Below are 6,489 nucleotides of genomic sequence, written 5' to 3'. Positions count from 1 at the left end.
TGGCGAGCGCATTCGCCCGGTTACCGCCAGCATCGGCAGTATCAGCGTTGCGGTCGCCACGCTTGGGACCAGATCGGGGACAACGCTCATCGACCGGCTCATAACGGGTGCCAACGCCGCTATGTATTTAGCCAAGAGTGCACGTGGAGACAGGCACGTCCACCACAGACCACCTGTGTTGCTTTACCCGCGGCGGTACAGCTGAGAGTGTGCGTCAGAATCGTCTTATGGAAACCGAGGAGGGATTGACACGGTCACCCCGACCGGCCGGGCTGTCGCAGCGATAATGGCAACTTTGGCCGAACTGGAGGTCGAGCAGGGTCGCAACCGGCGCGCTGCGTCGTGGGAATCTCGTCGCGCCCGCGGCGACCGGCGACCAACCACCAAACCTCAGCCCGAACCGCCAAGAGCAGTTGTATCGGTTGGCAGCCACCGGCGAACCTGTGCACGAGGTAGCCTAGGCGGCCGGGCGACCGCGTACCGCTACCTGTCCGATGGCATTGTGCGGTGATAGCCGGTGATGGAATTGCAGTCCATCGTGCGGGCATCGAACTTCTGACCGCCCCCTACATCTGCGAGTCTCCGCACTCCGTCAAGCGGTGCGAGGCTGGCGCTCGCCGAACGAAGGGCCAGATAGGTCAGCCACGCTGCGACGGCGAGCAGTTGCGCCCGCTGTGCCAGGCCGACGTCGCCGTCCCTGCCGGTGTCGTCGATGGCGACCGCGATTACCGTCCACACCGTGGCCGCGGACAGCGCCGCCAGCACAACCTGTCCCAGGCGACGTACGGGTCCCGGCGTTTGGCCGACGACGTCGGCGAGGGCGAACGGGATAAGCGATCCGAACGCCGCGACGATCGCAGCGATGCTGCTCAACGTGTGCAGACGGTGACCCAGTGGCACCTCGCTGGCAGCCTCGCGAGCCGCGCACAGTGCATCGGAATGGGGCGCGCACACTAGGGACCAGATGCTGCTGTCCAGGACCGTTGCCGCGGCGAACGCAGCCAGCATCCACCATCCAAGCTTGGCCAGGGCACCAGTCGAACGCGCGATGCCGGCCGCAGCGGCGGCGGCAAGACACCCCGCCGCAGCGAGATCTAAGCCGCGAAACCACGCAGAATAGGGCTGATCCGCCGCGGCGAGCTCACTGATGAACGCGTCGGGGTCGGGCAGCGTGATGTTGACGGCGAACTCCAGCAACCAGTTCGAATACAGCACCATGCCCAGCACCGTCCCGGTGACGGTGGTCAGCCGCAACGCATCGTCTATCGTGACGAGCCGTCGGACCCAAGCTAGGAAGGTGCCGTCTGCGCGCGCCGTGACCGTCGGGCCTCCGGTGTCCGGACGCTGCGCGCTGCGCTCCTCGCCCATGGCGGCCTCCCCCGACGGGCGCGGCTCACCTACTCCAACTGTGGGGACCACCGCGCCATTGCGTGCCGCCCACACTCAGGCGCACCACGCCACGATAACAGCGGCGTGGCCCGAGCCCCGTCGAGCCGCAATCAGCGGCGTGGGTTGACGCGGCCGGGGTCCCGCCGGCCACACTGGGTGCCCGACGGCAATCCAGTTGAGTGGCTACGGATTCGGCGCCGCACGGCGGGGCATCACGACACACTCAATGCGCCAAGCCGGCGATCAAGTTGATGGCCACGGCGAGGATGATTGCGCCGAGAAGATACGACACAAGTGCTTGGCGTAACGCCGTGGCACGGATCACGCGGGTTTGAGATCGGTATCAGAGACCTGGTAGGTCATGCCAATCGAAAGGCCACGTATGCGAAGGTCGGCGTACGCCCGAAATCGGCGTGGCCCCCGCGGCCATGATGATCGTCGTACGACGAGCAATCATCACACCCCAATCCACCACCCGTGTCGTTTAATCGCGGGTCATCCGTCCAGCGCTGTTCGGTGCTGCGGCGCAACCTCTCCGCTAGACCTCGACGATCTCGACTCCGCTTCACCCCTTCTGACTGACCATCTGTGGCGATCCCAAAGTTCCTTGGCTATCCGGTTGGCGGCAAGCTCAATCCGCTCCCGCGCTTTACGCCGTACGTGCCCCGCCGCACCGCCATGGAATCGGCACACGTTCGCTCCGCGGATCGCGGCCTTCAGACACTGCTCGCCGTTCTTTCGGTGTGCTACACAACGATTTTGGTTGCCGTGGTCGTCCCACCAGTCCTCTGAATACACGGCGATGAACTCGTAGAGATCCCCTATCCCGCGGATCGTATATTGAGGCATATCCAGGATTTTTACGTCTCGGGCTAGACGGGAATCGAACCCCCGCCCGTCTCCCCGACTTCCCCGTCTCCCCCTCTTCCCCGACTTGCTCGGAGTTAGCCGAGTCATGAGTTGTCCTCATCGTTCAGGCTCTCGTAGAACCCTTACGAATGCAGCCCGAACGCGCGTACCATGCGCAAATGGCTGCGCCGGTCGTCGTTGAGCAATCGCGTCTAATGTCGGTCAATGTCGAGGACGCCTTTCACGGCACCTTAATGATGGATGTGCCCGCTGTGTTCGACCGTTGGTACGGGCCGTTCCCACCGATCCGCCAAGTCCTCACCGAGTCCGATACATGGGGCACCGTCGGCCAGACTCGAACCCTGAAGATGGCTGGTGGCGGCAGCTCGCTTGAGGAATTGACCAAGGTTGACGCGCCGCATTACTTCGCTTACAGCGTAGGAAATATCAGGGGCCCGCTGTCCATGGCGGCCAGCGGCATCGACGGCGAGTTCGAATTTGCGGCCGCCGACGCCGGTACCAAGACAACTTGGCGCTGGACGGTTCATCCGCGGTCCGCCCTGACGAGGCCGGCTGTCACGTTGCTCGGGAAGGCCTGGGACGGCTGGGCTCGCCAAGCGCTTGAGGAACTATCCAATCAACTCGTTCGCTGATCCCCGCCCTGTACAGCCTCAAGAAGGTTTTCTCAGCAGTCCGATCAGCCACGAATGTTTCCCACACCGGGGGCGGCCCTGCCTCCAGCCAATACCCCATTTGCCCTGTTCCCGACCGCGCGCGCTGCTGGCTAGCGGCCAGCGGACTGGGCTTGGTCCAGCGTGGTAGTCATTACCGATTGCCGACCCTGCCGTTTTCGAAACGAAAACCAAAGCGCAGTTGGGCCAGTCGTGCCAAGTCCATCGAATGCTCTTCACCGATTTGCGACGCGATGTCGATGGTGGGGTGTTGGGCAGGTTCGTGTGCCCTTACCATGAGGGCCTTCCGCGTCTCGGTGTGGGGAGGCACACATGACCCAATCAGCTACATCCCTCTATCAGCGGATGGGCGGCTACGACGTGATCGCGGCCGTTATCGACGATCTCTTCGCCATTTTGCATGACGACCCCGCTTTTGCTCGCTTCTTCGGTGGCCGCAGCAATGACTCGGTCATTCGCAGTCGGCAGCTTTTGATCGACCAGATGTGTGCGCTAAGTGGCGGGCCATGCAATTACATTGGGCGCGACATGAAGACATCGCACAGCGGACTCGGTATCACTGACGTTGAGTGGGAATCGAATATGAGAGCTTCGGATGCAGCGCTAGCCAAGAACGGTGTGGGCGACGCGGTGCGAGCCGACTTCCTCGCACTGTTCGAGCGTTACCGCGACGACATCGTCGAGGCAGACTAACTAACAACTGGCCTGCATGTTGCGGGGCCGGCTTAATCATTCTTCGAGAGTGTCTTTCGCAGAGTCGCTTTCATCGCGTCCACAAGCGCTTACGGGAGGCGGGGTCAGTATCACCGAAAACGCATCGGTGGCGGTTGCCACCACAAGTTCGGCGTCGGCGGTGTCCGCGGGCAGGCCGAGAGCCTCAAGCAAGGCGGTGATCTGTTCGGGTGTGAACTCCATTGTGTGCGTTCCCTTCCGCTAGTCGCTGAGACCGGTGATCTTCTTCGCGGCGTACGGCCGATCGACGGCGAATGCGGGCGCGGCGTAGGCCTGCGCCCACCTGGATCGCGTCGAGCGGTCGTCGTACACCTCGACGGTGAGGGCGGACTCGAAGCCGACGGTGCCGACCATGCCGCCCTGGGCGACGAACGCGGTTCCGGTGGGGATGCTCGGGTTGGCGAACATGCCGCCGCTGAACTCGGCCAGAGCGCGACGCGTCGACCCGCAATCTGGCTTCGCTGTGGCGGTTATTCGTCGATGGCATCACCGTGGTACTCGCCCGCTGAGAGGGCGCTGACGGCCTTCGACGAGCCGATATCCCGCGAGCAGGTTGGAGTTCGGAAAGAGCAGGCCGAGGTGGCGGGCCCGGATCCGGGCACGTTGAGGCTCAGGTCGGTGGCTGATCCGCCGGCCTGCGTGCGCACACTGCCGCCGTGGGGCTTGTCCATGCTGGCCAGACATGCCGGCAGCGTCGATTTTGCCTGACCCGGAGGGTCCGGTGACGGCGACGAATTCGCCACGCTCCAGCCTCAGCTACTCCTTGTAGCGCAAGGGTTTCCTCGTCGCGGGCACCGTAAAACCGGTACAGCAACCGGTTTCTGGCGCCAGCGGTGTCGCCGAGTGTGCTGTCACCGCCATTGCAGTGAACTGGTCACCGTCCGCCATGTGTCCACGTTGTCGACGCCGACCGCGCCGGACAGGGTCAGAATCACTTCGGTGCCGTCGCGCCAGAACTCGTAGCGCTCGATCGCGTCGGTTCCGGTTTTGCCGGTGACGGGGTTCCGGGGGGAGGTGCCCTGGTAGATGATCACCATGGCTGGACCGGCCTTGCGTTGCACTGCAGTCACCATCCCGAGACGGTAGCCAGCGGTGGACGACGCGATGGCCGGTAATTCGTCGACATCCACCGACTCGGTATTGGGGGCGGTTGCGAGGGGGCGTGTCTCGATACGCACGGTGTTCGACCTGTCGGTGAAGATGGTCGCGGCGCCATCGGTGCTGCGGGCCCACCCTTTGGGCACCGACACCGTGAACAGCCCGGTGGGGTCGGAGAACGGCACGAACGCTTGGTTATCGGGGATGTCGCCGGCGGGGTTGCTCTTCGGTGTCGACGCCCCCGCGGCGATACTGCTGCTGAGGGTGGCCGACCCCGACGGGGTGGTCCCGCTGGTCCCGCACCCGGCAACCGCCACGACGGCCGAGACCGCCGCGAGAGCCAGGACCGTCGCGACACCCGACACGGTGCGCGTAATTCTTCTCATGGCTTCCTTTCACGATGGGCTTCACTGATGTCGCGTGAGCTCACGCGGCGAGCACCGTCGCTGTCCGCCGCGATGCGGGTGTCACGGTTCACGCGCCCGGCGGCGTACGTCGTCACCGCCGGGGCTTCACCGGGTGGCGCGGCCCCCGGCACGCCGTGTCGGCCGAACCTGGCGTAAAGGGTCCCGAACAAGGTGGCGCCGATGGTCACGAACACCGCGGCCAGGATCGCCCCCGCGGCGACGTCGGTGAGCCAGTGCACACCGAGGTAGAGGCGGCTGGCGGCGATGACCAGCACACCGGTGACCACCCCGCTCGCCAGCCAGGCACGGACTGTGCGGCTGCGCGTCGTTCCGGCGCAGATAGCGATGATGCCGAGCAGCGCCGCGCTGCCGGTGACATGACCGGACGGGAATGACGGACCGGTCTCGAGGACTACCTGCCATTGCGGCAGGGGCCGCGGCCGATCGACGGTTGCTTTGAGCGCGGTACTGGCCAGCGCCGCGGCGCCGACGGTGCCGATCACAATGATCCCCGGGATCGTTGAACATACCCGCCAGCACAGCAGCGCCGCGCAGATCGTGCTGGCGGCCGCGGTCGCGATCGGGCTGCCCAGGTCGGTAATCACCGACGCGGCAATGTCGAAGCCAACGGATCGGTGCGCGACCACCCAGGACGTGGTGGCCGTGTCGAGCCTGGTCACCCACCCGTGGCTGTGGATTGCGATCACCGCCGCTGTCAGGGCGGTGAGCAGCGCCGCGACGCGGGTCGCGACAGCGAGATAACGGTGGCGGGACAGCCGGCGGCCGGCGAGGACGAAGGCAATGATGAGGAGTCCGGTGACCAAAGTTCCAGGCGTGGCGACGACGATCGCGGGCCACACTGCCTCATGCGCCGCGCTGACGTCGGACATGGTTCCAGCATGGGGGCCGGTAGCTTTGGCAACGCTGAGAAGAAATAGATGGCGGCCGAATTCTGCTCGATTGAGATTATCGGATCGGTGAACCAGCAGATGCAGACGGAGGAGCGTGAAAATCCGCAGTGCCTCAGACTTCGCCCCTACCCATTCCGGCGAAATCCTCTTTACCGAGTTCCTCGGTCGATGGGGGCCGGTGCGGGGTTGTGCCTTCACTCGCGCGGATCGGGCCTGCTCGGTGATCTCGCAGTACCGGATCGCGAAGGCGATCAATGTGCCCGCCGGCGCATCGACGAGATGGTTTGGGCTTATCGGAAGACGCCAGGGTTGTCGTCAGAATTGTCGTCGCGACTCGGCTCATTCAGACAGATCTGACTGATGCGTTGAGGATGTTCTTGGCGTTGTGCATCCGCAATACCTGCCCGTCAC

Annotated in this window: 8 protein-coding genes and 2 pseudogenes; 4 read left to right on the top strand and 6 right to left on the bottom strand. The window is 64.5% G+C overall.

From position 1 onward, the window contains the following. Positions 1 to 235: 235 nt before the first annotated feature. Positions 236 to 511: pseudogene (locus QOJ24_RS21830) on the top strand (recombinase family protein); the annotation flags it as partial. Here the strand turns inward: QOJ24_RS21830 and QOJ24_RS21825 are convergent. Further along, positions 484 to 1,419, bottom strand: a complete 936-nt coding sequence (locus QOJ24_RS21825; protein WP_526265058.1) for a DUF998 domain-containing protein — start codon at positions 1,417 to 1,419, stop codon at positions 484 to 486. The pseudogene QOJ24_RS21830 and the gene QOJ24_RS21825 overlap by 28 nt on opposite strands. Before the next feature lie 193 nt (positions 1,420 to 1,612). Further along, a pseudogene (locus tag QOJ24_RS21820) lies at positions 1,613 to 1,806 on the bottom strand (DUF1345 domain-containing protein); the annotation flags it as partial. 611 nt (positions 1,807 to 2,417) lie between these two features. Here QOJ24_RS21820 and QOJ24_RS21815 point away from each other — a divergent pair. Next, entirely contained in the window at positions 2,418 to 2,891 is a 474-nt protein-coding gene (locus tag QOJ24_RS21815; protein ID WP_526265056.1) for an SRPBCC family protein, read from the top strand. Positions 2,892 to 3,242: 351 nt separating this feature from the next. Then, the gene (locus tag QOJ24_RS21810) at positions 3,243 to 3,623 is read left to right on the top strand and encodes a group I truncated hemoglobin (protein WP_526265054.1); all 381 of its coding nucleotides are present in this window, start codon (positions 3,243 to 3,245) and stop codon (positions 3,621 to 3,623) included. Positions 3,624 to 3,659: 36 nt separating this feature from the next. Here the strand turns inward: QOJ24_RS21810 and QOJ24_RS21805 are convergent, their stop codons facing one another. Beyond that, entirely contained in the window at positions 3,660 to 3,845 is a 186-nt protein-coding gene (locus tag QOJ24_RS21805; protein WP_526265052.1) for a hypothetical protein, read from the bottom strand. 18 nt (positions 3,846 to 3,863) lie between these two features. Next, positions 3,864 to 4,070, bottom strand: a complete 207-nt coding sequence (locus QOJ24_RS21800) for a hypothetical protein (RefSeq protein ID WP_526265050.1) — start codon at positions 4,068 to 4,070, stop codon at positions 3,864 to 3,866. Positions 4,071 to 4,142: 72 nt separating this feature from the next. Here QOJ24_RS21800 and QOJ24_RS21795 point away from each other — a divergent pair, with 72 nt between their 5' ends. Continuing rightward, a complete protein-coding gene (locus QOJ24_RS21795; RefSeq protein WP_526265048.1) occupies positions 4,143 to 4,370 on the top strand; it encodes a hypothetical protein in 228 nt (75 codons plus the stop codon). Positions 4,371 to 4,513: 143 nt separating this feature from the next. Here the strand turns inward: QOJ24_RS21795 and QOJ24_RS21790 are convergent, their stop codons facing one another. Next, entirely contained in the window at positions 4,514 to 5,146 is a 633-nt protein-coding gene (locus QOJ24_RS21790) for a hypothetical protein (protein WP_526265046.1), read from the bottom strand. Beyond that, on the bottom strand, positions 5,143 to 6,057 hold the full coding sequence (locus QOJ24_RS21785; protein WP_526265044.1) for a phosphatase PAP2 family protein: 915 nt from the start codon (positions 6,055 to 6,057) through the stop codon (positions 5,143 to 5,145). Before QOJ24_RS21785 ends, QOJ24_RS21790 begins: the two co-directional genes overlap by 4 nt. Positions 6,058 to 6,489: the final 432 nt, after the last annotated feature.

Origin of the sequence: Mycobacterium sp., assembly GCF_032159775.1 — a bacterium.
In the GTDB taxonomy this organism is placed as follows: Bacteria; Actinomycetota; Actinomycetes; order Mycobacteriales; family Mycobacteriaceae; genus Mycobacterium.
This window is presented reverse-complemented; position numbering and strand designations above follow the sequence as displayed.

Excerpts from the sequence above, each read along its gene's own strand:
- QOJ24_RS21815 (WP_526265056.1), top strand. The coding sequence starts at position 2,418 with ATGGCTGCGCCGGTCGTCGTTGAGCAATCGCGTCTAATGTCGGTCAAT.
- QOJ24_RS21810 (WP_526265054.1), top strand. The coding sequence starts at position 3,243 with ATGACCCAATCAGCTACATCCCTCTATCAGCGGATGGGCGGCTACGAC.
- QOJ24_RS21805 (WP_526265052.1), bottom strand. The coding sequence starts at position 3,845 with ATGGAGTTCACACCCGAACAGATCACCGCCTTGCTTGAGGCTCTCGGC.
- QOJ24_RS21800 (WP_526265050.1), bottom strand. The coding sequence starts at position 4,070 with ATGTTCGCCAACCCGAGCATCCCCACCGGAACCGCGTTCGTCGCCCAG.
- QOJ24_RS21795 (WP_526265048.1), top strand. The coding sequence starts at position 4,143 with ATGGCATCACCGTGGTACTCGCCCGCTGAGAGGGCGCTGACGGCCTTC.
- QOJ24_RS21790 (WP_526265046.1), bottom strand. The coding sequence starts at position 5,146 with ATGAGAAGAATTACGCGCACCGTGTCGGGTGTCGCGACGGTCCTGGCT.
- QOJ24_RS21785 (WP_526265044.1), bottom strand. The coding sequence starts at position 6,057 with ATGTCCGACGTCAGCGCGGCGCATGAGGCAGTGTGGCCCGCGATCGTC.